Origin of the sequence: Acinetobacter sp. KS-LM10 (assembly GCF_036896575.1) — a bacterium.
GTDB lineage: Bacteria > Pseudomonadota > Gammaproteobacteria > Pseudomonadales > Moraxellaceae > Acinetobacter > Acinetobacter avistercoris.
On record NZ_CP145906.1, the window covers coordinates 121253 to 147331 of the forward strand.

At 39.7% G+C, this 26079-nt stretch carries 23 protein-coding genes; 7 read left to right on the forward strand and 16 right to left on the reverse strand.

Translation table 11 applies throughout. The annotated features are described in order from the left end of the window. Positions 1–15: 15 nt before the first annotated feature. Entirely contained in the window at positions 16–516 is a 501-nt protein-coding gene (locus V5M36_RS00570) for a disulfide bond formation protein B (protein ID WP_338560937.1), read from the forward strand. Between the two features lie 68 nt (positions 517–584). Then, a complete protein-coding gene (locus tag V5M36_RS00575) occupies positions 585–1319 on the forward strand; it encodes an SH3 domain-containing protein (RefSeq protein WP_338560939.1) in 735 nt (244 codons plus the stop codon). A gap of 695 nt (positions 1320–2014) precedes the next feature. Here the strand turns inward: V5M36_RS00575 and V5M36_RS00580 are convergent. Beyond that, a complete protein-coding gene (locus tag V5M36_RS00580; protein WP_338560941.1) occupies positions 2015–3346 on the reverse strand; it encodes a PGAP1-like alpha/beta domain-containing protein in 1332 nt (443 codons plus the stop codon). 262 nt (positions 3347–3608) lie between these two features. Between V5M36_RS00580 and V5M36_RS00585 the strand changes: the two genes are divergently transcribed. Together V5M36_RS00585 and parE are read left to right on the forward strand one after the other, a co-directional pair. After that, on the forward strand, positions 3609–4193 hold the full coding sequence (locus V5M36_RS00585) for a YqiA/YcfP family alpha/beta fold hydrolase (RefSeq protein ID WP_338563951.1): 585 nt from the start codon (positions 3609–3611) through the stop codon (positions 4191–4193). Between the two features lie 14 nt (positions 4194–4207). Further along, positions 4208–6088, forward strand: a complete 1881-nt coding sequence (gene parE / locus V5M36_RS00590) for a DNA topoisomerase IV subunit B (protein WP_338560943.1) — start codon at positions 4208–4210, stop codon at positions 6086–6088. An 89-nt stretch (positions 6089–6177) separates the two neighbouring features. On the opposite strand, the gene V5M36_RS00595 is transcribed toward parE, so the two are convergent. From V5M36_RS00595 to urtA, 9 genes are all read right to left on the reverse strand, one after another. After that, a complete protein-coding gene (locus tag V5M36_RS00595; RefSeq protein WP_338560944.1) occupies positions 6178–6474 on the reverse strand; it encodes an FmdB family zinc ribbon protein in 297 nt (98 codons plus the stop codon). 132 nt (positions 6475–6606) lie between these two features. Beyond that, positions 6607–7785: a formamidase gene (gene fmdA / locus V5M36_RS00600; RefSeq protein ID WP_338560946.1), complete on the reverse strand. Its 1179-nt coding sequence runs from the start codon at positions 7783–7785 to the stop codon at positions 6607–6609. Between the two features lie 31 nt (positions 7786–7816). Beyond that, positions 7817–8941, reverse strand: coding sequence for an AAA family ATPase (locus V5M36_RS00605; RefSeq protein WP_338560948.1), 1125 nt, complete (start codon positions 8939–8941; stop codon positions 7817–7819). Between the two features lie 26 nt (positions 8942–8967). Beyond that, positions 8968–10011, reverse strand: coding sequence for an aliphatic amidase (locus tag V5M36_RS00610; RefSeq protein WP_338560950.1), 1044 nt, complete (start codon positions 10009–10011; stop codon positions 8968–8970). A 259-nt stretch (positions 10012–10270) separates the two neighbouring features. Beyond that, positions 10271–10969, reverse strand: a complete 699-nt coding sequence (gene urtE / locus V5M36_RS00615) for an urea ABC transporter ATP-binding subunit UrtE (RefSeq protein WP_338560952.1) — start codon at positions 10967–10969, stop codon at positions 10271–10273. A gap of 9 nt (positions 10970–10978) precedes the next feature. Further along, a complete protein-coding gene (gene urtD / locus V5M36_RS00620) occupies positions 10979–11737 on the reverse strand; it encodes an urea ABC transporter ATP-binding protein UrtD (protein WP_338560954.1) in 759 nt (252 codons plus the stop codon). Beyond that, positions 11734–12894 (reverse strand): urea ABC transporter permease subunit UrtC, encoded by a 1161-nt coding sequence (gene urtC / locus V5M36_RS00625; RefSeq protein WP_338560956.1) that lies wholly within the window; start codon positions 12892–12894, stop codon positions 11734–11736. Before urtC ends, urtD begins: the two co-directional genes overlap by 4 nt. A gap of 19 nt (positions 12895–12913) precedes the next feature. Then, positions 12914–13834: an urea ABC transporter permease subunit UrtB gene (urtB, locus tag V5M36_RS00630; protein WP_338560958.1), complete on the reverse strand. Its 921-nt coding sequence runs from the start codon at positions 13832–13834 to the stop codon at positions 12914–12916. Positions 13835–13915: 81 nt separating this feature from the next. Beyond that, entirely contained in the window at positions 13916–15154 is a 1239-nt protein-coding gene (gene urtA / locus V5M36_RS00635; RefSeq protein ID WP_338560960.1) for an urea ABC transporter substrate-binding protein, read from the reverse strand. A 245-nt stretch (positions 15155–15399) separates the two neighbouring features. Here urtA and V5M36_RS00640 point away from each other — a divergent pair, with 245 nt between their 5' ends. Both V5M36_RS00640 and V5M36_RS00645 read left to right on the forward strand, forming a co-directional pair. Beyond that, positions 15400–18930, forward strand: a complete 3531-nt coding sequence (locus V5M36_RS00640; protein ID WP_338560963.1) for a hybrid sensor histidine kinase/response regulator — start codon at positions 15400–15402, stop codon at positions 18928–18930. Then, positions 18924–19832: a response regulator transcription factor gene (locus V5M36_RS00645; RefSeq protein ID WP_338560965.1), complete on the forward strand. Its 909-nt coding sequence runs from the start codon at positions 18924–18926 to the stop codon at positions 19830–19832. The genes V5M36_RS00640 and V5M36_RS00645 overlap by 7 nt, the downstream gene beginning before the upstream one ends. Positions 19833–19894: 62 nt before the next feature. Here the strand turns inward: V5M36_RS00645 and V5M36_RS00650 are convergent, their stop codons facing one another. From V5M36_RS00650 to alc, 4 genes are all read right to left on the reverse strand, one after another. Further along, positions 19895–20452 (reverse strand): hypothetical protein, encoded by a 558-nt coding sequence (locus V5M36_RS00650; RefSeq protein WP_338560966.1) that lies wholly within the window; start codon positions 20450–20452, stop codon positions 19895–19897. Positions 20453–20643: 191 nt separating this feature from the next. Continuing rightward, entirely contained in the window at positions 20644–21372 is a 729-nt protein-coding gene (locus tag V5M36_RS00655) for a hypothetical protein (RefSeq protein ID WP_338560968.1), read from the reverse strand. Positions 21373–21540: 168 nt separating this feature from the next. Continuing rightward, complete coding sequence (locus V5M36_RS00660) at positions 21541–22041, reverse strand: ureidoglycolate lyase (RefSeq protein ID WP_338560970.1); 501 nt, start codon at positions 22039–22041, stop codon at positions 21541–21543. Between the two features lie 110 nt (positions 22042–22151). Beyond that, positions 22152–23153 (reverse strand): allantoicase, encoded by a 1002-nt coding sequence (alc, locus tag V5M36_RS00665; protein ID WP_338560973.1) that lies wholly within the window; start codon positions 23151–23153, stop codon positions 22152–22154. Positions 23154–23367: 214 nt separating this feature from the next. Between alc and hpxO the strand changes: the two genes are divergently transcribed. Then, positions 23368–24525, forward strand: a complete 1158-nt coding sequence (hpxO, locus tag V5M36_RS00670; RefSeq protein ID WP_338560975.1) for an FAD-dependent urate hydroxylase HpxO — start codon at positions 23368–23370, stop codon at positions 24523–24525. A gap of 107 nt (positions 24526–24632) precedes the next feature. Here hpxO and V5M36_RS00675 read toward each other — a convergent pair whose 3' ends face one another. After that, a complete protein-coding gene (locus V5M36_RS00675; RefSeq protein WP_338560977.1) occupies positions 24633–25151 on the reverse strand; it encodes a GNAT family N-acetyltransferase in 519 nt (172 codons plus the stop codon). Between the two features lie 112 nt (positions 25152–25263). Next, a complete protein-coding gene (locus tag V5M36_RS00680) occupies positions 25264–25998 on the reverse strand; it encodes an outer membrane protein OmpK (protein ID WP_338560979.1) in 735 nt (244 codons plus the stop codon). Between the last annotated feature and the right edge of the window lie 81 nt (positions 25999–26079).

A 26079-nucleotide genomic window follows, 5' to 3' on the forward strand; every position in this document is an offset into this window, starting at 1 on the left:
TGAAGAGGACCTTATATGCAGTGGAATAATTATCGTGTGATCAGTGCGCTGTTGTTTATAGGCAGTGTCATTGGTATGGCTTTTGCCTTGTACTTAGAGCATGTACAAGGTTTAGAGCCCTGTCCACTGTGTGTCTTTCAACGTGTGGGTTTAATCGGTTTAGGGTTAATTTCCCTGATCGCTTTAATACACAATCCTGTCAGCAATACTTTTAAACGCAGTTATGCATTACTCGCTACATTGTCCATTCTATGGTCAGCAGGCGTGGCGGCTCGTCATATCTGGTTGCAAAACTTACCGCCTGATAAAGTGCCGAGTTGTGGACCTGGTTTAGAATATCTGGTCGATGCACTGCCGATGAAAACCGTCTTAGCACAAGTACTTTCGGGTTCAGGTGAGTGTGCAGTGGTCGATTGGACCTTTTTAGGTCAATCACTGCCAGTCTGGTCTTTTGTGTTTTTTGCAGTTTTGACCCTGATCAGTGTGTGGCAATTATTCCGTAGATATCCAATATAAAATAAAAAGAAAAACCAGCATCTTGCTGGTTTTTTTATTATGATGAATTTATAAGTGATAAAAATTAGATGATGAAAATTAAAAAAATACTCTGCTTATTGTCGCTGTTATTCTTTACAGAAACACATGCAGATTACGGCATTATTCAAGATAAAGATGGTTTTGTGAATGTTAGAGAATCAGATTCATTAAAATCTAAAGTCGTGGATAAATTGAATAATGGTGAGATTGTTTCATGTAGTTTTGAGCAAGGAGACGCTTCATTTTGTTTTGGTCTATATGAGCAAAAAGGTCATACATATTCGGGCTTTATTCACACTAGTCGAGTGAGTTTTTTTAATGGATTCCAAAAATGGAAATTTATAAGAACTATTTCTAATGAAGCTATTTATCAGTCTGGGCAGAATCAAATTCGTATCATTGTTCGACCTGCTCAAGTCACAACTATGGATTTTAAAAAGACAGGACAATCCTATACGCATTATAGAAATAAAGCATTTTTTGGAATCGACGGCGACTTACCAATTAAAGGTAAATCGTATCATTTATATGAAATTAAAATCACTTATAACGGTAAGATAACGATTATCCCACAGCAAAATTTAGAACACTATTTTTTCCCAAATACAACTTTGGCAGAGGGTGGTTTACAAGATTATGAGATGGCAGAAATTTATAGTAAAGGTAATGATCTTTATATCTTAAATAGTCTTGCTAATGGTGGTGCGGCACAATATACAATGTTATTACATATTAAAGACCATAAGCTAATTAGGGAGAGTGCATGGTCTGAGTCTCGCTAAATTATTGGATAGTGCTATTTGAACAGGATTGTCTGTGATAGAAAACTCATCTTTACAAGTAATGTTCTTCGGATTGAATTTTTAAATTTTTAGATTAACGATAAGAGTAAATAAGAAATATTTACTACATATTTTTCATCGGGCTAAATTCTTGCAAAAGTACTCGAGAAAAAATTAAAATAAACTAAGATCAGTAAAAAGCTATTTTTTATAATCATCAGCATAAGCGCTGTTTTACCTGATATTGATATTTTTATCTATTTAATAATGGATCGGCACATCATCATAAATACTTTTAGCTTGGTTCTCCCTTAGGACTCCAATGTTTCTCATATCTTATGTTTTTAAGAACTTTCCGCTACTATTCAAAAGTATGAAATTCTAATGACACTTTTTTCTGAAATGGTTATTTGCTGCATTCATTGATCAAAAATACGTTTTTTGAAGTTGCTCAAATTACGACCTTGGTTGTTAAACATTATCTTTCATTGGTTTTATGCTGAATTGCTCATCTGTTTTATTACGGAAATAATCTATTTAAAAAAATAGAATAGCTTCTAGATTGTATAAAAGTTTAGTACTTTACTTCAGATTTTATTCCTAACAGGATATATTCCATAAAATTATTCGAGCCATATACATCCTCAATCAGGAAAAGTAGAGTAATGAGTTATATATATGATCTTGATTAAAAATTAGGTCTCGACAATACCTTGCATATTTTCAAGTTTAATCAAATATTTTTTAATCTGTGATTCTGCAATATCATCATGATGTGGATAGAACCATTTCGCAATTTGCTCAGCCACACTTGAATGATATTGAATTTCCATATGATTCAAACCATAAAAGACCGCTTTATGGGACTCAGGTAATTTCAATTGAAAACGAGGATTTGGGTGTTCACCTAAGGCGCTTTTTACACTGACCAGATAATCCCCAATGACTTTTAAGGTTCTATTTTTTCGATTTTCAAATTCAATCGTACCTGCAACCAAGAAGGTATTAATATGAGAGGGTAGGGGTGCAGGTTTACGGTTGTCATCCATCATGCCAATACGGGCATCATTATGTTCCCAGTCATCATCTCTTACGCTACCGTGACGTAAATCTAAAATACCGTTACTTCGAATATTGACAATATGACCCGCCAATTTTACAAATGGAAAACGCCCCACTTTTTCTTGGATGGCGAAGCCAATGCGTTCTAGCACAGCGCCATGGTGTGGAGAACCGAGACAAACCAAGTTTTCAACCATATGGAACCATTGGTGCATATTTTGTTTACCGTAAAATAATGCACTTCTGGATACGAGGCCGCCCATGCTATGACCAATGAGATTTATACTGGTAATACGCGGATTTCGCTTGACCAAATCGTCTAAAATATTCGCCAGACTGCGTCCATTGGCTGAAATTCGGCGTCCTGTATTGTAGTGTAAGTACAACATGGTATTTTGATCGCGTTGAGCAAGAAGTTTTTCTCCGATACCGCCATAACTATGATTGGTCCAGTCCAAATGATTCATACATAGACCATGACAAAAGATCACGATCCGTCCAGAAAGATCACCGTCTTGCACTGAGCCATAATGATCATATAATACACTAGAAAGCGCCAATGGATTTTGATTTTTCAGTAAATAATCACCAATCACGCCATTTAATGCACTGATCAAAAAAATCATATTCGGGGTCAGCGGTTTGTCATGTAGATTTGGAAATTGATCAATGATTTTACGTAAGGTTGGGGCTAAGAAATGGCTGCCATAACCTAATAAGGTGTCATAGGAAAACTGATATAATTTTTTAACATAAGATTTTCGTTGTAATTCTTGTGATTTTTTCTTACTCATACCAAATATGCTCAACAACATTTCACGTTGTAAAGCTTGAATTAGATTTTGTACGACGTTACTTAAGGGCGTACTAAACAGTTGAGCTAGACCTTCCAAAACATCCGCTTGGCTGGGTGGAGACCTATCCCATTTGCAATAGGTTTCATGAAGTGGAGTTAAACTCGGCATGTGTTTTTATCCTAATTCTGAATGATCATGCACAACGGCTTTATTTTTAGCATAGATCAATGTATAAAACCCCATATATATTTTATCTTATTCATCTCTAAAAATTATTTAAGATAACCATGCATTTAAGATAACGATGATGATACTTTTGTATTAATCTTCTTGTCTAACAATAGGTGTTTAAGTACAAGAAAATAACAATTATGTGATATGTTTCGCATAAAAATTAAAGCACTTCATTCTAAATTGCAATTGAAAAATGATGAATATTATTTATTTACATGGATTTCAAAGTAATTCTTTATCCATTAAAGGACAATGTTTGAAACAGTACTTTGCATCGAATAGCTCGGTGCAAGTGCATTTACCTGATTTAAATCAACCGCCCAAAGTTGTAATGCAAAGCATGTCAGAGTTGATTGATTCTTTAGAGCAGGTGGCTTTGGTTGGGAGTAGTTTGGGGGGATTCTATGCGACGCAGTTGGTCGCTAAACATGGTGTACCCGCTGTTTTAATTAATCCAGCTATGCGACCATGGCAATTATTCCGTAAATTATTTACCAATGAAAAAATGCCTTACCAAGTAACGGAAAATTGGTGCTTAGATGATACACAACTTGATCACTTAGCGCAGATGGCGGTGCCATTTGTGCAAGATGCAGACAAAATTTTAGTTCTGCTACAACAAGGCGATGAAATTTTAGATTATGGTGAAGCTCAGCGTTATTATAGTGGCGGTTTGCATCAAGCTTTGTTGATCACAGAGTCAGAGGGCAATCATGCGATGGAAAATTTTGCGGAAAAAATCCCGATGTCATTTCGGTTTTTATCGGACTGCATAAAATAAGGAAACAGTACAAAGTGTCTCAATATACGGCTCAATCACTTGAAGTATTATCTGGTCTAGATCCGGTCCGTCGCCGTCCCGGTATGTATACCGATACCACACGCCCAAACCATTTGGCGCAAGAGGTCATAGATAACTCGGTCGATGAGGCACTTGCAGGACACGCCAACAAAATTACTGTCACTGTATATAAAGATGGATCATTGTCTGTAGAGGATAATGGTCGTGGTATGCCTGTCGATATTCATCCAGAGTATGGTCAAAGCGGGATAGAAATCATCCTGACCAAACTACATGCTGGCGGTAAATTCAGCACTGACAACTATCAATTTTCAGGTGGTTTGCATGGTGTTGGTATTTCGGTGGTCAACGCATTATCGAACCGTGTAGAAGTTGAAGTACAGCGTCAAGGCAATCTGTATAAAATGGCTTTTGAACACGGTGAACCTGTATCTCAACTGGAAGTATTTGAAGGTAAAGCACCGAAACGTGCTTCTGGAACGACGGTACACTTTTGGCCTGATGCGAAGTATTTCGACTCACCTAAGTTTTCTTTAAAAGCATTGAAACATAATTTAAAAGCCAAAGCAGTTTTAGCGGCGGGTTTGCAAATTAATTATGTTGATCAAATAAATGATGAAAAAATTGTCTGGCAGTTTGAAAATGGTTTAGTCGACTATTTGATGGATGAATTGGAAGATCGTGAAATTATTCCAATGCCTGCTTTTGTTGCAACAGGAAGTGCAGAACGTGCCAGTGCCGAGTTTGCCATTTGTTGGAATGTCGAAGGGGGCGAACAAATTCAAGAAAGTTATGTCAACCTTATTCCAACCGCTCAGGGCGGTACGCACGTTAATGGTCTGCGTTCTGGTGTAACAGAGGCGATGCGTGAGTTTTGTGAGTTGCGTAATTTACTGCCGCGTAATCTAAAGCTTGCAGCTGAAGATGTTTGGGATGGCGTGAACTACATCTTGTCTTTGAAATTTCAAGAACCACAATTTTCAGGGCAAACCAAAGAACGACTTTCTAGCCGTGAAGCGTCTGCTATCGTTTTGAACATGGCTAAAGATGCATTCGCATTATGGTTGAATCAAAACTCAGACGTTGCGATGCAATTGGCTGAGCTGGTGATTACGAAAGCGGGTCGCCGTTTAAAAGCAGCCAAGAAGGTTGAGCGTAAAAAGATTGTTGCTGGACCAACGTTGCCGGGTAAATTATCTGATTGTGTTGGACATAGCTTAGAAGAGTCAGAACTGTTCATTGTGGAAGGGGATTCTGCAGGTGGTTCTGCAAAACAAGCACGCGATAAAAACTTCCAAGCAATCATGCCAATACGCGGTAAAATTTTAAATACATGGGAAGTGTCATCAGATGAAGTCTTGGCATCGCAAGAAGTACATAATATTGCGATTGCGATCGGTGTAGATCCTGGCTCTGATGATTTGTCTGAGCTGCGTTACGGTAAAGTTTGTATTCTTGCCGATGCTGACTCAGATGGACTACATATTGCGACCTTACTTTGTGCATTGTTTGTGAAACATTTTCCCACTTTGGTTGAAGCTGGGCATTTATTTGTCGCGATGCCACCTTTATATCGTATCGATGACAATAAAGAGGTGTATTACGCTTTAGATGATACTGAGTTAGAAGATATTCTGAAAAAGTGTAAAACCAAGAGTCCTCAAATTACTCGATTTAAAGGTCTAGGTGAAATGAACGCAAGTCAATTACGTGAAACCACACTCGATCCAAATACACGACGTTTGGTACAACTTGATTTGGATGATATTCATTTTACAGCAGGATTATTGGATAAGTTGTTGGCTAAAAAACGTTCGGGTGACCGTAAGGAATGGCTCGAACAGAAAGGCAACTTGGCTGATATTATTGTCTGATTCGATCGGATCTGATCGAGAGTTAATTGAATAAATAAAAGCCTGCGATTGCAGGCTTTTATATGAATAATGCAATATTTTATTTTTGATTAGATGTCACACAGTGAACAATTCATTCCGCGGCAATTATGTAAAACTGAACTACGCGCACTATCTTTATGGGTACCTGGTCCGCCGACCAAAGCGCCGGCTAATTGTTCAGCACCAGAACTTGGTCGCCATTTCGTTTTAACGCTAATTTGCTGATGACCTGTAATCATGGGTTTTGCTAACGTTTGTTGCTGACAATAATGACACTCAATTGAGTCAGTTGAAATGCGCGCTATTGGAACACGCTGTTCAAAAATTCCGTCACAATGCGCACAGCGAAAATCGTATAACGGCATTTTGATCCTCCTTTGGATCCTAGATGAGGATCGAATCAAATAAAGTTGAATAGCATCGAGATATTAATTAAAAAGCCGAGTCGTCGAAAAGCTTAAGTTTTGGTGAATCGGTACAAAGTCTTCAATGAAGATTTAACGACGACGTCCCCAAAATTTATCATCATTCAACGCACCTTGAGGCAGAATGTTTTGCTCAAAAATTGAGGTCGGTAATGACACAGTACAGGCACAGTTTGGAATATCGACAATTCCGCCTATACGCCCTTCAACAGGTGCTGCTGTTAAAAGCATGTAGGCTTGAGAACCTGTGAAACCAAAATTTTCAAGGTATTTAATCGCCTTTAAACACGCTTGACGGTAGGCCACAGTTGCATCAAGGTAATAGTTGACACCATTTTCAACGCTAATGCCTTCAAAGGTTAACCACTGGTCATAATTAGGTTTGACATTACTCGGGACAAAGATTGGTGAGTCGATATTGTATTTTTCCATACCGCCTTTGATCAGATCGAAACCGACACGCGTTACGCCGTCCATTTCAATTGCACCACAGAACCCGATTTCACCATCACCTTGTGAAAAGTGTAGGTCACCCATAGAGAAGCCTGCACCTTTTTGATAAACAGGGAAATATATACGACTCCCTGCCGCCAAATCCTTAATGTCAGTATTACCGCCATGCTCTCGAGGCGGAACAGTACGCGCAGCTTCTGCCGCCATAAGATCAAATTCTGCACCTGTCACACCGCGTAAAACCGCAGTGCGTGGATCAGGTGGATTGGCTTGGCCTTTGGGTACAAGCAATGCCTCTCGGCGATTCCACTCTTTAAGCAATTCGTGGGATGGGAGAGTCCCCATCAAACCGGGGTGTTTTAAACCCGCAATACGAACACCAGGAATATGACGGGACGTTGCGAATAATCCTTTTAAATCCCAAATCGCTTTGTCTGCTTCAGGAAAATAGTCTGCAAGGAACCCCCCGCCATTTTCTTTCGCAAATACCCCTGAAAAGCCGACATCAGAAATGGGTTGGATGTCGAGTAAATCAATCACCAACAAGTCACCTGGTTCAGCACCCTCAACATAAAAAGGACCGGTTAAAGGATGCGCACGGGTCAGATCCACATTTTTAACATCAGAAATATCATCGCTATCTTTAATTTGTGCGTCCAGAAAGTCCAAACTTTCGATTAGGATTTCTTCTCCCGGTTTTACAGAAGTGAGAAAGGGCAAATCAGGATGCCAACGGTTATGACCAATCTCCGCTTGCTCCGCTAAAGGTACTCCAGGTTTTATTTTGATATGTTGCATCTTTTTATCCCCTTTATGAGATCAAATAAAGCTAGTTTTTGATGTTATTGTCCTTGTCATCTTGAGCGGATGAAGCATTATTTCTGATGCTGTCGGTCATGATGCTACGAACATGGATTCCTTGAACGTCGTAATCAACAATGATGCGACTGGCTTCAGGGTATTGCAGGAAAAACTTTGCGAGTTTAGGTTCAACCATGATGCGAAAACGATTGCCTAAGCCACGTGCACCAAAACGTATGTCATGTCCAGTCGATAAAAATGTATGGGCAGAATGGGTTAATGCTACGGTGCGATTTTGTTTGCGTAAGCGTTGATTGAGTTTGTTCGTTTCTAAGTGAACAAGCGTTGCTGCAAAATCAGCTTCAACCGCTTGGTAATGTAGAATCCGTTCGATTCGATTTAAAAATTCAGGATCAAACTTTTTATCTAAAGCTTTATTTGTGATTTCGTTGTGATCGAGCTTGCTCCAGAACGCTAATTTTTGAATCGGTTTTGGGCATTTTGCCAGTTGTTTTAAACGTGTTTGCGCTTCTTTGGCACCGACGTTACTGGTCATGAAAATCATGCAGTTTTTAAAGTCGAGCACTTTTGTACCAGCGGTGAGTTTTAAGGTGCCTGTTTCTAATACATTAAGTAAACCGCGAATCACTTCATTGCTGGCTTTTTCAATTTCATCGAACAAGACAATGCCTGGTTTTGAAAAACTTCCTTGAATTTGTTCTTCATTAAACAGCGTGTTGCCTTCTTTAGATCCGACATAACCGGGAGGTGCACCTGTGAGTGCAGCCGCATAATGTTCTTGCGCTAGAGTATTCATATCAATACGGCAGAACGCATCTGCTTTGCCATAAATCGCTTCTGCGATCAGGCGAACCGTCTCAGTCTTACCTACACCTGTTGGACCCAGCAGGAGCGTGACTGAAAGCGGACGATTTGGGGAATTGAAATCTGCTTTGACTGTCACCAACATATTCTCAATTTCTTCTAGGACTGCAGACTGTCCAATGATGCGGTCTCGAACATGTTGCATCACCGAATCAGGGTTAAAACTAAAACGTGAGGTACGTGCAATACGTTCTTTGCTTTGCGTGTCATAACGTTGTTTCGCTAAAGTTTCTTGATTTGTGCTGATGCGATCACTGGCAAATGTCATATTGAATATCTCCCTGCGCTCAATGCTTAAGATGCTTCTTTTTCGAGGCCTTCATGAGGCAGATTTCCGATCGGGCATTCCGCGACACCAATCGTTGAGCGGGTGATTTTTTCAACATTTTCTTGGGCTTTTTGTGCGTCCATGACCCATGTTTTATAAAAATCGAAAGGACAGTCTGCGATGCCTTTATCGCCATCACCATTGTTATAGACACCGGTATAACCGCGATGTAAGAGTTTAAATAAGTGGTTTTGTGATTGATCATACTTACGGGCATCACGAATTTCATGCAGCGAGAGTTGTGCGTATTGGATACCGTTTTCTTCTGTGCCACATTCGCCCAGAGTACGACCATCGAAGCCAACCACTGCGGAGTGACCGAAATAGGTATACACACCGTCAAAGCCAGTACAGTTTGCTACAGCGACATAGACGTTGTTGGCCCATGCCATACATTTCGCCATATTGATTTGCTGTTCGGCTGCAGGATACATATAGCCTTGGCAGCGTACGACCAATTCGGCGCCTTTCATGGCACAGTCACGCCAAATTTCAGGATAGTTACCATCATCACAAATGATCAATGATATTTTGATGCCTTTAGGCCCTTCAGTGACATAGGTGGTATCGCCTGGGCACCAACCTTCGATAGGACACCATGGAATAATTTTGCGATATTTTTGAACAATTTCACCTTTGTTGTTGATGAGAATTAAGGTGTTATAGGGAACTTTATGTGGATGTTCTTCATGCTGTTCGCCAGTGATCGAAAACACGCCCCATACATTGGCTTGGATACAAGCTTGCGAGAAAATTGCGGTTTCATCCCCAGGAATGGTGGCCGCAGTTGCCATCATTTCATCTGGATCATACATAATGCCCATGGTGCTGTATTCGGGGAAAACAATCAGATCCATGCCTGGGATACCTTGCTTAATTCCTTTTACCATTTCAGCAATTTTTTTTGCGTTATCTAGGACTTCAGCTGTTATATGTAAGCGAGGGATTTTATAGTTTACAACTGCAACACCAACTGTATCTGGACTACTTGAGATATCACCATGACGCATTTAAATTCTCCCCATTTCTTCATTATCTTTTCATGACACAATCTTTTCATGACACATCTATCTATGTAATGAGTGTCGCGTGAAAAGTGGATTTGAAAAATACGTTGAATTGCGTATATGGGTGCGTGTTTTTTTGAGCAGACTTATATCGGAATAGTCCAGTAATTTATCTTTAATAAAAATGAGATTTTTAGAGTAAAGTTCAATTAAAAAAATCCCCCGACTAAGCAGAGGATTTTAAAAAATAGTTTAAGTCAGCTTAAACGGATAAGTACTTACTTATGGTGCTTGCATCGACATTGGCACGGATATCTTCATAAGCAAAACGTCCTTTATCAATCACTAAGAAGCGATCTGCCATGGCCAGAGTAAAGCTCAGTACTTGTTCAGAGACCACAATGGTTAAATCACGTTGATCGCGGATCTCTTTTAACGTTTTTGCAATGTCTTTAATAATTGAGGGTTGAATGCCCTCAGTCGGTTCATCTAGCAACAACACCTTAGGATTGGTCGCCAGTGCACGAGCAATGGCAAGCTGTTGCTGCTGTCCTCCAGACAAGTTACCGCCTTTACGTTTACGCATGTCCCAAAGTACAGGGAAAAGTTCGTATAAGTCATCAGGTACTCTACCGTGTGCCGAGGCAGGTAAGCCTGTTTGAATATTTTCAAGCACCGACATCGTCGAGAAAATCATGCGGCCTTGCGGGACATAAGCCACACCATTTTCGACACGTTGGTAGGGATCCAGTTTTTCTAAGTTTTGACCATCGAGCTTGATTTCACCTTTGGTATTTTTAATATCGCCAATCAGTGTTTTAAACAGGGTGGTTTTACCCATACCGTTGCGCCCCATGATCGCGACAATTTCTTTGGGTTGGATCTTCAGTTCTAGATCGTGAATGACCTGACTTTGTTTATAGCCTGAACACAAAGAATTTATTTCTAATAATCCACTCATATGGCCTCCTTAGTGTCCTAGATAGACTTCAATCACTTTGGGATCATTTTGAACATCGTCCATTTTTCCTGCTGCTAAGATTTTACCTTGGTGCAAGACCGTGACTTTGTCGGCGATGGTTTTTACAAACTCCATATCATGTTCAATGACCAGTACTGAACGTCCTTGGCTAATCTTTTTGAGTAGTTGAGCTGTTTGCTCACGTTCTGAAACGCTCATTCCTGCAACAGGTTCATCCAGCATTAATAACTCAGGGTCTTGCATCAGCAACATGCCAATTTCAAGCCATTGTTTTTGACCGTGGGAAAGTAGACCTGCAGGTGTGTCGAGTAGATCCGTTAGAAAAATCATCCCTGCGACTTCTTGAATACGATCTTCAACATCCTGAGTACGTTTAAAAAATAACGCGCCGAATACATTGCGTCCCCTCGGAAAAGACATTTCTAAGTTGTCGTAAACGGACAGATTTTCATAAATGTTCGGATTTTGAAATTTACGTCCTACACCTTTGCGAACAATCTCGAATTCTTTAAGTTTGGTGAGTTCAATATCATTAAATTTAATGGTGCCCGAGGTCGCTTTAGTTTTACCGCAAATTAAATCTAAGACGGTCGTTTTACCTGCACCATTTGGACCAATCACTACATGAACTTCATTTTTATCTAAATAGAAATTGAGGTCGCTGACGGCTTTAAAGCCATCAAAGGAAACCGTTAAATCTTCAATCACCAGAACGGGTTTTTTCATTTCTACGCCGACTTTATTCATTTTTTAGCTCCTTCGGTCACAGGTTCCATTGAATTATTTGGGAGATTGTTGGGTGGGGGCGCTGTACTATCCGGTTTCTTTTTAATAAATAATGAACGGACATACTTTTGATAAACACCCGCTAAACCATCTGGAAGGAACATCACCACAAGAATGAATAATGCGCCTAAGAAATAAAGCCACACTTCAGGGAAAGCTTCGGAGAAATAGGTTTTGCCTAAATTGACCAGTATTGCGCCGTACACAGCCCCGATCAGAGACAGACGACCACCTACTGCAGCAAGAATGACCATTTCAATGGATGGCACAATACCAATAATAGTTGGTGACATAAACCCGACTTGCAGCGTGAACATCGCCCCACCAATAGAAGAGACCGCAGCAGCAAAGCAGAAGATAAAGACTTTGTACATGGCGACGTTATAACCTGAAAAACGCACGCGTTCTTCTTTATCACGCATGGCTGAAAGTAAACGCCCCAGTTTAGAACTGAGAACAAAACGGCTCAGCATAATCACTGCAATTAGTAGCAAGGCATTGATGTAGTAAAGGACGTATTTGGCTTCATCGGTACGGATGTCCCAACCATGAAGTGTTTTAAGGTCAGTAATTCCGTTGATACCCCCCGTAAGACCCTGTTGGCCGATAATCAAAATGGTTAAAATCGCAACAATTGCTTGCATGATGATTGAAAAATAGACATCGCCAACTCGACGTGTAAACATCGCAAAACCAATAATAAAGGCAAGTAGAACTGGAATAATAATGATCGCGAATAAGGTAAAACTAAAGCTGTGGAAGGGTTCCCAAAGCATCGGGAGACTGGTGATTTGATTCCAGTCCATAAAGTCGGGAATACCAGGCGTCGTTTGTGCAGCCGTTGATTGCATGTCCGAAGCTTCAAGCTTTAAGAACATCGCCATACAATAACCGCCGATCCCGAAGAAAATACCTTGGCCTAAACTGAGAATACCGCCATAGCCCCAGCACAGGACTAAGCCCACTGCGACAAATGCGAAAGTTAAATATTTACCCATTAAATTTAGACGGAAAACATCGAGAAACATTGGCATTATAAAAAGAATCAATACGGCTAAAATCACAAGACCAATCGCGCCTTCTTTACCGCCTAAAAAGGCATTCATTAGATTTTTCATGTTCATCTCTCCTGAATACCTATTTGCGAACTTTGATGGAGAATAAACCTTGAGGACGCAGCATCAAGATGATAATAACAGTCGCCAAAGTAATCACTTTCGCTACAGATCCAGACAGGAAGAACTCCAAAATAGATTGTGCTTGAGCAATACTGAACGCGGATGCGATGGTACCGAGTAAACTTGCTGCCCCACCAAAAACCACGACTAAGAAAGTATCGACGATGTAGAGCGAACCTGCAGTTGGACCAGTAGAACCGATGGTTGTAAATGCAGCACCTGCGATACCCGCCAAGCCACAACCTAAAGCAAAAGTTAAACTGTCTACGCGTTTGGTATTGATACCGACTGCACCACTCATGAATCGGTTTTGGTTGGTGGCACGAAGTTGTAACCCCCAACGTGAACGATAAATAAGGAAATAAACAAAAGCAGTTACCGTTAAGGTAATGCCTACAAGAAATAAACCATTTAAGGGAATATCAATAGTTTCGGTGGGTTGGTAAGATCCCATCAACCATTCGGGCAGTGTAGGGCTCACTTCTTTGGGACCAAAGATTGAACGGAACAGTTGTTGCATGATGAGACTTAAGCCCCATGTTGCCAACAACGTATCCAGAGGCCGCTGATAAAGTCGACTGATCATCAACCGCTCGACCATATATCCCATCAGACCCGCTGTTAAAAATGCCGCGATAATCGCAATAAAAAAATAGTAAGGGAGGAGTTGAGGAAAGTAGCTTTCAGTCAACGTTGATATTAAAAAAGTGGTATATGCACCGATGGTTAAAAACTCACCATGTGCCATATTGATTACGCCCATTTGCCCAAAGATAATGGCTAGGCCCAGTGCCATGAGTAACAGCACACAGAACACTGATAGACCATTAAAGCCTTGCATGGCAAAAATTGCACCGAATTCCGCGAATGAAAAGTCCATTGCATCCTCCTCCAAGCTTCAAAATAAAGTGTGAAATCAAAAGATCAGGAGAAGGAATCTCCTGACCGAGTGGGGGTTAAGTTAGTAACCTTTAGGGAAAGGATTGGGTTTAATCAGACCTTTCGATTCGTAGACCACTTTGAATTGACCATTACTTTGAACTTGACCGATACGTGATTTACTCCATAAGTGATGGTTAGTATCAATTTTCACATAGCCTTCGGGTGCTGTTTTAAGCTCGATACCTGGTGACGCTTTGGCAACTTTGACCACATCGAAGCTGCCGGCTTTTTCAACGGCTGCTTTCCATAACCAAGGACCGAGATAAGCCGCTTGCGTTACGTCACCAACGACGGCTTTAGGACCATATTTGGCTTTGAACGCTTTGACAAAAGCGACGTTATTTGGATTGTTGAGGCTTTGGAAGTACTTCATAGAAGAGTAGAAGCCCTTCATGTTTTCTCCACCGATACCCAATAACTCATCTTCAGTCACAGAAAGGGTTAAGAGCGTTTGTTTTTCACTGGTTACACCTGCGGCTTTCATTTGTTTGTAGAAGGAAACGTTTGAACCACCTACGACTGCGGCAAAGATGGCATCAGGTTTTTTTAATTTAGTTTTATTGATTAATGAGCCGAACTGAGTATGACCTAGAGGATAGTATTCCTCACCGACCACTTTACCTTTCAAGTTTTTCTCGATATGTGTACGTGCAATTTTCATTGTGGTACGTGGCCAAATGTAGTCAGAACCAATTAAATAGAAAGTTTTCGCTTTCTTTTCCTTGGCTAACCAGTTCAATGCCTCAATAACTTGTTGGGTTGCTTCTTGCCCCGTATAAATGACATTTTTTGATTGTTCTAAACCTTCATAAAAGGTTGGGTAATAAAGTAATGAATTATTGCGTTCAATGATCGGCAGTACTGCTTTACGTGATGCAGAAGTCCAACAGCCAAATATAGCGGCAACTTTATCTTTTTCAGTTAATTTACGTGCTTTCTCAGCGAATGTCGGCCAGTCAGAAGCACCATCTTCCTGAATGATTTTAATCTGGCGTCCCAAGACTCCGCCTTGTTTATTAATCTGTTCAATCGCAAGTCTTTCTGCCTGAATTGATCCTGTTTCAGAGATGGCCATCGTACCTGTTGCAGAATGCAATTGCCCCACATAAACAAATTTATCATCTACTTTGAGTTTTGTTGTGTTCACCTTCGCAGTTGCAGGTACGCTTGCATTCGTCATCAGCGGTGTAACTAAGAATGGCACTGCGAGTAGGCCTGCAAAGAATGCAGATGTCTTTATTTTCGCTTTCAAGGTCATTGATGTTCCCCTTATTGAAATTGTTTTAGTTCTTCACGCGCTTTTGAATAGCGTTGCGCTGAAGATGAACGCTTGGTATGAATGCTTGATATGAACGTTTGCTATGAACTAAGACTAAGGGGAGTTGAAAAACGAACATATACGTCACTTTGCGTATATGTCTTTTGGGCAGGGTGTTTTTAAATGTGGATATGCTGGGCATAGTTTTTGCTTAAAACCAGAATATTTATCATTGTTTGACTGATATGGACCCATCTGCCAATCCGAGCCAAGCGCCACAACGTGTGATTCATACGCGTCGCAAGTACAATACTTGGGTGGTAGATGAAAGCATCGAGGACTACGCGCTAAGGTATGCCCCTCAATCGGTACGTAAATGGTCGCTATGGACAGTGACAAATACCGCGATCGCTGCAGTAAGCTTTTTAGCGATGGAGGCATTGGGCGCGACCATGCTCTGGCAATATGGCTTTAGTAATGCATTTTGGGCATTGGTGGTCGTTACAATCATCATTTTTTTGACCAGCTGGCCGATTGGTTATTACGCGGCACGCTATAACGTTGATATTGATTTATTGACGCGTGGTGCAGGCTTTGGATATATCGGCTCTTCCATTACTTCAGTTATTTATGCCAGCTTTACTTTTATTTTCTTTGCCTTTGAAGCTGCGATCATGGCGATGGCCCTGGAGTTGGGCTTAAATATTCCTCTGAGTATCGGTTATCTCATTTCTTCACTGGTGATCTTGCCTTTGGTTGTTAAAGGGATTGGCTTCATTAATAAGGTGCAAGCAATCACGCAACCGCTTTGGTTGTTCTTGCTTTTATTGCCTTGGTGCTTTGTTTTGGTAAAGCATCCCACACTTGCTCAAGATCTCGCACTTATTGAGGGCGCGAAAAGTGGGAGTGCATCGTTTAATCTGGCTTTTTTTGGTGCATCTTGTACCGTTCTTTTTGCTTTGATTACTCAAATTGGCGAGCAAGCCGATTATTTACGTTTTTTACCAGATAAAAAGAATATTAAAACCCAATGGAATTGGGCGGTTTTCTTAGGTGGACCCGCTTGGATTTTGGTCGGTTTCTTCAAAATATTTATGGGCATGATGCTCATGGTGCTGGCCTTAAAATATCTTGTTCCGAGTAGTGAAATTACCGACCCAAATTATTTGTATTGGATTGCTTTTCAACAAGTTGTTTCCCATCCGGGCCTTGCGTTATTCCTAACGGTACTTTTTGTTTGCGTCGCACAAATTAAAATCAATGTCACCAATGCTTATGCAGGCTCATTGGCATGGTCAAACTTCTTTGCACGTTTAACACATAGCCATCCTGGTCGGGTTGTCTGGTTGGTCTTCAATATTTTTATTGCAGTGTTATTAATGGAACTCGGCGTAATCCATGCAGTTGAACGTGTATTAGGTTTATATAGCAATGTTGCCTTAGCTTGGATCGGTGCGATTGTCGCAGATCTGATTATTTGTAAACCTTTGGGCTTGAGTCCAAAAGGAATTGAGTTTAGACGTGCTTATTTATATGACATTAATCCCGTAGGAGTTGGGAGTTTAGTGATTGCATCTTGTTTTTCACTGTTGTGTTATTGGGGCGTTTTTGGTGATATTGCCAAATCTTTAGCTGGTTTCGTTGCGCTGGGTACATCAGTCGTGTCAGTGCCTATTATTGCCTATTTAACGCGAGGAAAATATTACCTTGCTCGTCAGGATCAAGCTGTCATAAGTTGTGTTGAAACGCAAAATTGCGTGGTCTGCGAACATGACTATGAACTGGCGGATATGGCGAGTTGCCCAGCCTATAACAGTCACATCTGCTCATTATGCTGCACATTAGAAGCACGTTGTCATGACCTGTGTAAGCCTCATGCACGATGGTCAGCCCAGCTTCGAACCTTTGCGACATGGTTTTTACCCAAGTATTGGGTGAAATATATCAATACTCGTTTGAGCTTATATATTTTATTAATCTTGGTTTTGGGTATTGTATTGGCGGTTAGCTTGAGTTTGGTCTATCTGCAAGAGTTATCCAATTTAAGCGCATTATTTCAGCAACAAGATGCATTGCTAATGTTATTCATCAAAATTTATGCCGTACTTTTTTTACTTCTCTGTGTCGCAGCGTGGTGGTTGGTACTGAATGATGAAAGTCGTCGTCAGGCACAGTTTGAAAGCAATATTCAAACGCAATTGTTAATGGATGAGATCGAAGCGCATAAAGTGACTGATCGACAGTTACAAGATGCGACGGAACAGGCGGAAAAAGCCAATGAAGCTAAAAGTCGTTACGTGATTGGGATCAGTCATGAGCTACGAACGCCGTTGAATAGTATTTTGGGATATAGCCAACTCTTACAAAAACAAGAACAGCTTTCTGAAAAAGGGCAGGCTGCGCTTGGTGTGATTAGTCGAAGTGGCCAACATCTGACCTCATTAATAGATGGTTTACTCGATCTAGCCCGCATCGAAACAGGTAAAATAAGTTTAGAAATGTCGAATATTGATTTTCCAAAATTTCTGAATCAAATCGTACACATGTTCGAACCACAATTTACACAGCGTCAGCTGATATTCAAAGTTGAACTGAGTACAAAGCTTCCCCAATACGTTCGCATTGATAAAAAGCGTTTAGAGCAAGTATTGATTAATCTTTTAGGTAATGCTTTGAAATTTACGGTATCAGGTGAAGTTCAATTCAAAGTGGATTATCGTTTTCAAACGGCTTATTTTGAAATTCGTGACACAGGTTGTGGTATTGCTGAAGCAGATTTAGAACGAATTTTTCAGCCATTTGAGCGGGGGAGGAATGTCGGTCAAGGCAGTTTTGCAGGCACAGGTTTAGGACTCCCCATCGTTAAAATACTGACCAATATATTGGGTGGTGAACTGACGCTCAAGAGTGAATTGCATCAGGGCTCAACATTTAAAGTGAAACTTTATTTACCTTCGAAATCTTTAATACATCCGATTGCAGATGTCGCTTCAAATACCGTGATTGGTTATAGCGGACAACCACGTAAAATCTTGGTGGTGGATAATGAGTTGACAGATCGTGGCTTAGTCCTGAACTTCTTACAGCCGTTGGGTTTTCTACTTGAGGAGGCTGAATCTGGTCTGGAATGTTTGAGAAAAGTGCCTGTATTTCATCCAGATTTAATTCTTATGGATTTAAGTATGCCCATGTTGGGTGGCTGGGAAACGGCAAAATTATTGCGTAAAAATAAAATAACCAATGTTCCGATCATTATTATTTCAGCCGATGTAAATGAGCGTATGCAAAACCCTGAGACAGATGTTTTAAACGAAGATTTCTTGGTTAAGCCCGTTGATTTGAATTTACTTCTCAATAAGATTGGTGACAAGCTTGCCTTAAATTGGATACATAAACATCAGTCTATAGGTCGACAAGAAGCTGAATCTGCACCTAAAATAAATCATATCGATGTAGAAATGGCTGGTCAGAATGAGCTGCAAAATGAATTACGAAATGAACCAAAAAATAAACCAAAAAATGAACCACCAATAGAACAAAGCGAACTTGATCTTGATCATTCGATTGCACAGTTAGAACAACATTTAAGAATTGGGTATGTACGTGGTGCTAAGCAGCAACTTGAAAGCTGCATGCAAAACTTCAAAGTGCATCAGGACGTGTGGAAAAATATCGAACAGGATTTAAAGCAATTTGATTTGAACAGATCAATTCAAAGGTTATCTGAACTGGTCGACTCGTTGAAACAGCATGGCGCAGGGGATGACGCATGTTAGAAAGTATATTAATCGTGGATGATGTTCCTGAAAATTTGAGTTTGCTTTACGAAAGCTTAGATCAGGCCGGCTATCAGGTGTTCGTTGCAACCAATGGTTTTTCGGCCATTGAAATTGCACACCGTTCACAACCCGAGATGATTCTTTTGGATGGTAGCATGCCTGAAATGGATGGATTCGAGACATGTCTACAGTTAAAAGCGAGCCCGGTAACTGCACATATTCCTGTGATCTTTATGACAGGTCTAACAGAAACAGAATATATTTTGAAAGGATTTCAGGTCGGTGGTGTGGATTATGTGACCAAACCTTTGAATATTGATGAAGTTCAAGCTCGGGTTAAAACCCATCTTTTACAAGCGCGGTTAATGCATCAACAAAAACAAATGCTTGATGCGACAGGGAGTGCAATTTTATCATTAAATTTAAATGGCGAAATTATTTGGCAAACCCCGATAGTCAGTGAATTACTCAAAAATCATGATATTGATTTAGCGCATTTTCAAAAAAGTTTGCATGATTGGCTGCAAGATTTACTCAAACAGCCTGATCAAGCCCAGTTAATGCATGGTCAATACGGGCATCAACATCATCAGTTACAACTCAATTTATTAACTAAAATAGACCATAATCGAGTTTTTAAGCATGTTTTGGTACAACTTAAAGAGCAAAGTCAGATGCCAAGTGCGGAAGACATTGCACTGGCTTGTCCGAATTTAACGCCACGCGAAGCGGAAGTTATGCATTGGGTGACAATGGGCAAAACCAACCGTGATATTGCAGAAATTTTGCTATTAAGTCCTCGTACCGTAAATAAACATTTGGAGCATGTATTTGAAAAGTTATTTGTAGAGACGCGAACCGCAGCGGTGTTACATGTAACATCGGCTTGTCAGAATTAGCGTGGGTTTTGTTATGTTGTTATTTTTAAATCTTGTTCTGTAAAAAATTAAGTACTTAAATATTACATCTTCAATAATTTAAGTAAGTAATCTTCAATTTGATACTCTAAAAGCATTTCTTGATCACATGCTTTATCTAACCAAGACGTTGTCCACCCTTTTTGATTCATTTTAGATATTTCAGGATGATTATTTCCAATGAGCTCCTCAGACTGAAAGAATATTCCGAGTTCATTTAAAGATTCTTGGTATTGCTCTGAAACTTTCTCAAAATTAGGATCATTTAGTAATTTATTCATTCGATTTAAAGCTTTATCAAGTTTAGATATAAGTTCACTAAATTGATCAATTAATTGTGGGTAATTAGCATAAATCGGATTTAAATAATATTTAGATTGGAGCAAAGAGAAATTATTTTTTTCAGTTTCATCATTAAATTTTTTTACGATTTTAAAATTTAATTGAGAAATATCATGAATTGCATCTAAAGCAGTCAATACAAAGTCACGTTGTAGACTTTTATTAAATTGCTTCTTCCAAGAGTGTAGTGCAAAAAATGCAATACAAAGTGTCAATATACTAACTACAAGATCAGCATAATTTAAAAATTCTATTTTCAATTTATTAGATCTCTTTCATAAGTCGAAAAATGATCATTGAGTAGCCATAAATTGATAGGTAAAAATCCCTTCTCCCTTTGGGAGAAGGTTAGGATGAGGGAATGCTTATAATGAGTGTATTGGATGAATAATGACTTTTGAAAGAAGTCTATTAATCTCATTTTACTTATAAATAGATTTTTTAATAAAGATCACTCAACCTTTATAAATACACCATTGGCTGAAACATTATGGCCAAAGCCACACCCTGATGTTCCTGCATCTTGTTGAATGACGGCACGTCTTCCGAGCTGTGAATTAAAATCAAAGTTTAGACTTATTTTGCAGTCTTCATATTGATAATGCGGATTTGATTTATTTAAGGGCATTGTCGTTTCAAACGAGCCCATATTTGGTCCATAAATGAGACTGCGAATGCCCATATATAAACCGTCAAACTCAACGGAATAATGCTTCTTCTGTTGCTTAACACGAATACTATTCCACTGACCAAAACCTGCATGCTGGACATAAAGCCCACTTATACTTTGATTCGGCTGAGGCGTTGTAAAGTGCTTCAAATTAAACTGGCTCAAACTCGAATCTGGATAAGCAAGAAACCACGCCCGCGCCCATTGAGGTTGATTTAATTTTGCATAACTTAAGCCCACATTATTATAGGAAAGTTCAATATCACGTTGCTTAAGTTTTATACCGCTTTCATCGGCATTTGCAAAACAAAAAGCAGTCCAAGCAGCTTGTTGCTTAAACTTTGCTAAAGCCTGTTTATATTTTTTCTGGTCGTAGTATTTTTTGCCGAGTTCGGCATCGTTTTTTATTTTTCCACAAGACTGTTTGAGTTCTTGCGCAAAGGTCAGATCTGCATGGCTGATGTTTTGAATGCTGCAAATCAAGCAGAGGAGTACCCATTTTTTATTCATGCTTTAAACTCGTTCGCTGTTGTTTTATTCATAACAAATAAAATCACTGACTTCAAATCTTCAAATCTTCAAATCTTCAAATCTTCAAATCTTCAAATCTTCAAATCTTCAAATCTTCAAATCTTCAAATCTTCAAATCTTCAAATCTTTAAAGAATGTTGAGTCCATTCAAAACTCCACAACAATGGGGCTTTCCAAGCTGTAAACATCACAATTAGATCCGTTACCTATTCGATCAATGACGGCAAAATCACTTGGACTTTCTAAAGTCAAAAGTGGGTGATGCCATGTGCCCGCACGGTAGTTAACCCCTTGAGAACCATCTGTCATAAATGCGCAAAGTTGAGTTAAATCGGGTTCATGTACATTTAAACTCGGTGCAACGATGACCAAAAATTTTTGACCTTGCATCGGAATAAAAGTTTGTGAACCGAGGGGGTGTCGCTCAAGCATTGAAATTTCAAAAGGAGAGGTGGTGTGTTTAATATTTCTAAAAATACTAATGCCTGTGCGTGCTTCCCCAATAATTTCAGTTTGAACCAAGTCATGATAACGTTCGGTGTGGGCGTCATTGATATGGAAAAAATCATTTCCTGTACAGCCAATTACTTCACCAAATGGGGCAAAATTTTCAGCAGTCAAAGGCTGAATACGGATACGAGACGTCATAAGTAAATGCTCAATTGAATTGATCAAAATTTACAGAGTGAATAAAGAATAATCACCATAACGTAACGATTAAGTATTTATGGTGATTTTCAAAAGTTGATAAATCTAATTTATTTTTTATTCCACAGACGAATCCGACTAATGCCACCATCTGGAATCATATTGACGCGAATATGTGAGATTTTTTCATGCATTAAAATTTCATTCATAAAGCTATGAATTTGATCCATTTGCATCGGCTGAGCCTTGAGTAAAAAGGGCCAAAACATGCTTTGAGGAATCAATTGAGGATCTGTTGCATCTTCAATATAAATAGCTTGTATAGACACCTCAGCAGGGTAGTTTCCTTTGAAATGTGCGGTATCAATATCGATTCTTTCAATTGAACCTGCTTCGCCAAGTGCCAAAATACACCAATCGAAACCAGGTGCCCGACGACGCTTGGTTTCCCAACCATCTCCCATATTTAGACCGCGGCCTGGGTTAATCAAATGACGTGGATGACCAAAATGAGCATCACTATAAGCGATGACACGACCACCATTTTCAAGTGCAATGAGATCTAAACGATCTGTATTATTTTGACGTTGAGGTCTAACATCACCATAGACACGGAAACGCGCAATGCCGCCATCTGGGAAAATATTCAGACGAATATGACTAAAAGTTTGATCATTTTGAATATCAAAAAGATGATGCTGATTCGGACTTAATATACTGTTTGGTAAAATAGAGTGCCACTCAACAGTGCTTAAGTCACCCTTTGGTGCATAACACCCTTCAACTGATGCTGAGGCTGGATAGTTCCCTGAAAAAAAAGTCGTATCAATATCTAAAGCTTTGATTTGACCTGCAACACCCAATTTAATGATTGACCAATCATAGCCTGCATGGCGTTTACGGCGTGTTTCCCAACCATCCATCCATTTGCCATGGTCATCAAATTTGTCTTCTATAAAAATGGGTGGCTCAAATTGCAACATTCGTTTTGCTTCTGCAAAAAACTCATCTGAACATTCAATAATTTCTGCACCAATTCTAAGATCTGATAGGTTAGTAAGTTGCTGTATTGGTGCGGGTATTTCAAAAATTGGTGCAAATAAAGTTGCCATTATAATCTTCCATACAATATGTTCGATAGCTGATGAATTGTGTTCATAATCAACATATTTCATCAGAATTCCACGCCCCAAAAAGGTCATGACCTCACATTAAAATGCACAGCGTGTGCCAATTTTATTCATTCTTTTCTTTTTCTATTTTCTGGACATGGCACGTTTTTCGCAATTTAACCCTCTAAAGACATTCAGTATGAGGAGAAAATAGATGGAGATTGCAATTATTGGTGCAGGCATGGGCGGTTTAACGACGGGAATTGCACTGAAAAAGTTTGGACATCAAGTCACCATCTATGAACAAACGCAACACATTTTACCGGTCGGTGCTGCTATTTCATTGTGGTCAAATGGGGTGAAATGTCTGAATTATTTAGGGTTGACCGAACAAGTGGCAAAGCTTGGTGGTCAAATGGATCATCTTGCTTATGTGGATGGTTTGTCAGGTGAGGTGATGACTCAATTTAGCCTCTATCCATTGATCGAAGAAGTTGGACAGCGTCCCTATCCTGTATCACGTGCTGAATTACAAAATATGCTAATGGATGAGTTTGGACGTGAAGATATTCAATTGGGTAAAAGAATGATTGCGTTGGAAGATCAAACGGACCAAGTGAAAATCACATTTGCAGATGGTTCAGAGGTATATACAGACTTATTGGTTGGTGCCGATGGAACACACTCAATGACCCGTGCCTATGTATTAGATGAGCAGGTAGAGCGTCGTTATGCTGGTTATGTGAACTGGAATGGATTGGTCGAAATTTCAGAAGATTTAGCACCAGCAGATCAGTGGACCACGTTTGTTGGAGAGGGTAAACGTGCTTCGCTCATGCCTGTATCCGATCATCGATTCTATTTCTTTTTTGACGTGCCGTTGCCTGTGGGACTTGAAAATGATCGAAGCCAGTACCAGCGCTTACTTAAGACGTATTTTGAAGGATGGTGTCCTCAGGTGCAGCATCTGATTGATGCGATTGATGAACAAAAAACCAATCGTGTTGAAATTCATGATATTGAACCTTTTGCACAATTTTATAAGGGTCGAGTGGTGATAGTCGGCGATGCTGCGCATAGCACTACGCCTGATATTGGTCAGGGGGGATGCCAAGCCATGGAAGATGCGATTTATTTGGCTCGTGCCTTGCAAATCAATACATTGGGTTTACAAGATGCATTAAAACGTTATCAAAATAAACGTAATGAACGTTCAGGGGAAATGGTGTTACGAGCGCGGAAACGTTGCGATATCACCCATATGAAAGATGAGTTGGTGACACAAGCTTGGTATGAAGATCTACGCCACGAACAAGGACCTCATATTATGAAGGGGATTATGAGCAATATTGTGGGAAATCCACTGGATTAAAACGATATTTGGATGATTTTTCGAGTCTTTTATTCATACAATTGCATTCATTTCTATTCATATATGGGCTACACAGGGCTGACTAGGCCAAAGCCCTTTTTTGAGTTCTATTGTATTTGAGACGACTCAAAGTTGAGTTGCATGAACACCAAATCACGCCATTTTCCAAACTTTTGACCTACTTGCGGCATCAAACCAGTGTGTATAAATCCTAGCTTTTGATGGAGATGGATAGATGCAGCATTTTCCTGATCTATTGCAGCAACCATGACTTTGATTTGATGCGATTGTGCATGTTCAATAAGGTGTTGCAATAAGCGCTTTCCGAGGCCTTTTTGGCTGAACTCTGGTGAAATGTAAATCGAATGTTCAACGGTTTGCCGAAATCCAGAAATATTGCGGAATGTACTGTACTCAGCAAAACCAGCAATGATTTTTGAATCAAGATCTTCTATGACAAAAAGTGGGAAGCCCTCGCTCTGTAATTGCTTAAACCAGTTCTGATAATGGTTTAAATCATAGGGTTCATTGTTCCATGTGGCTAAGCCATTGAGAATCTCTGCATTATAGATAGTTTGAATACGTAATAAATCATCGCTTATTGCAGGACGAATTGAGAAGCTCATTGTTGTGAATCGTTTTGGTTATATGGCGCAAATGTTGAGCCTCAGAGCATAAAAAAGCAAGACCGAAGTCTTGCTTAAAATAAGCTTTTTTAAGAAGCTTTTTTATGAATTATTAGAAATGATATTTCACAAGCGCACTCACGTTGTTTTCATCAGTATCTTTAAATCCATATTTGTTATTCCAGATTGAGTGTTCAATACCTAAATACAGTTTGGTCTCTGGAGAAATATGCTTGCCTGCATTCCATTTGTATTGAGTCGTCCAGTTCAGTTCACTGGCATGATCTTTTTCTGCAGTAGACCAATCTAGGAATCCATCAACAAGAAAATCTTCAGCACCAAGTTTGAATGGAATACCGTATGCAAAGGTCAACTGATAATCATCAACCGTTGCATCATTTGCAGCTTTATAAAAGTTGATTTGTGCATATTGAAACTTAGGAATCGCAAGATCAAAACCAATACCATATAAGTAGTTATTGGTATTACTTCCTTCACTTGAGTTCGCTTCCCAAGTCGTTGCAATCAATACATCTTTAATTGGCCCTAGCTCAAGTTTTTTACCTGAAACCGCACCTAAACTTAAACGTGGTGAAGCTTCGAAATACGTTGCATTGCCACTATCATTATGTGTACGGTCAGCAAAGGCGAAGAAATCACCATACTTGAGTTTTGCTGTATATTCGAAGGTAATTGTACTTTGGTCATTCTTGTCACCTGCGAATGGAAAAGCATAATTCTCACCATATAAACCAGTGATGCTGAAATCTTGCCAAATTGGTGCTGCTTGAGAGAATGTAGCAGCCGAAACAAGTGCACATGATGCAACGATTTTTGAAAACTTCATATTTTTAACCCCAGAGAAAGCGCTAACAGAATACCTATTCTTTAGCAAAAATAAAGCCAAAATTGATATGTGGATAAAATA